General features: G+C 76.0%; 2 protein-coding genes. One reads left to right on the top strand and one right to left on the bottom strand.

Features of this window, described 5'->3' with window-relative positions:
• Positions 1-785: NAD(P)/FAD-dependent oxidoreductase (locus QH283_RS29875; protein ID WP_280506254.1), on the bottom strand; the 785-nt coding region annotated here is incomplete at its 3' end.
• 146 nt (positions 786-931) lie between these two features.
• Here QH283_RS29875 and QH283_RS29870 point away from each other — a divergent pair.
• Positions 932-1,196 (top strand): hypothetical protein (locus tag QH283_RS29870; protein ID WP_280506253.1); only part of this gene is annotated, 265 nt, incomplete at its 3' end.

The following is a 1,196-nucleotide window of genomic DNA, read 5'->3' as shown; positions in this document are numbered from 1 at the left end:
CCCCACACAACCTCGGGGGGGAACGCGTCGCGGTCGGGGGGCCCCCCCGGGCGCACCCGGCGGCCGGGCCCGGTGCGCACCGCGACCGCCTCGGCACCGCAGACGACCTCGATGCCGATGCCGCGCATGGCCTCGGCCACCTTGCCGCCCATGTCGGGATCGAGAGTGGTCATGGGCGCGGCGCCCCGGTGCAGCACCCGCACCAGGAAGCCGCGCTGGACGAGCGCCTCGGCCATCTCCACGCCGATGTAGCCCGCGCCGACGACCACCGCGCGCCTGCCCTCGGTGCGCTCGAGACCGGCGATCAGCGCCTCGCCGTCGTCGAGGGTCTGCACCCCGTACACGCCCTCGGCGTCGATGCCGGGCAGGTCGGGGCGGATCGGGCGGGCGCCGGTGGCGATGACGAGCTTGTCGTAGCAGGTCCAGGACTCCGCGCCGGTGTCACCCGCCCTGGTGCGCACGCGTCTGCCCGGCACATCGATCTCGACCACCCTCGTGTGCAGCCGCAGGTCGATGTCGCGGGCGCGGTGTTCGGCGGGGGTGCGCGCGATGAGGTCCTCGCGGGAGTCCACGAGTCCGCCCACCCAGTACGGGATGCCGCACGCCGAATAGGAGGCGTGGGCGCCCGCCTCGAAGACGGTGATCCGCAGGGCGCGGGCGTCGAGGTGGCGGCGGGCCTGGGAGGCCGCGGCCATTCCCGTCGCGTCCGCCCCGATCACGACCAGATGCGCACCGGCCGCCCCGGCGTCGCCCCCGGTCTCCGCCGTCGTGCTCGTCTCGCTCATGACGTCACGCTACGGCTTGCCAGGGGACAGGGTTTGCCACGACCCGGGCCCTGGGTTAGTTTCCGTCTGATTCCGGCCCGCCGGAGCGCCGCATCCACGTCGCGGATACGGCCGGCGCGGCGGGCCGACGGGGCGAAGGAAGCGGGGTGGGCGGCGCGGTGCGCGAACTGCTGGCCGGATCGGGAGTGTGTCTGCTGGTGGCGGCGGTGCTGGCCTTCGTCTACGCCGCGGCCTGGCACGGCAGCCGCCCGCCGGGGGCGCGCGGGCGGATCGGCAGGCTGCTGGTCGACATCGGTCTCGTCCTGGCCGCGGCCGGAACGATGGTGGCGGTCGCCGGGCTGCTGCCGGTGCGGTCGGCGGGCTCGCCGGAGACCCTGCCCGCGGCGACGCCCGCGCCCGCCCCGTCCGCCC

Source organism: Nocardia farcinica, from assembly GCF_029867845.1.
Lineage (GTDB): Bacteria > Actinomycetota > Actinomycetes > Mycobacteriales > Mycobacteriaceae > Nocardia > Nocardia farcinica_A.
Note: the sequence above shows the minus strand (reverse complement) of the source record. Positions and strands in the feature narration are given on the sequence as shown.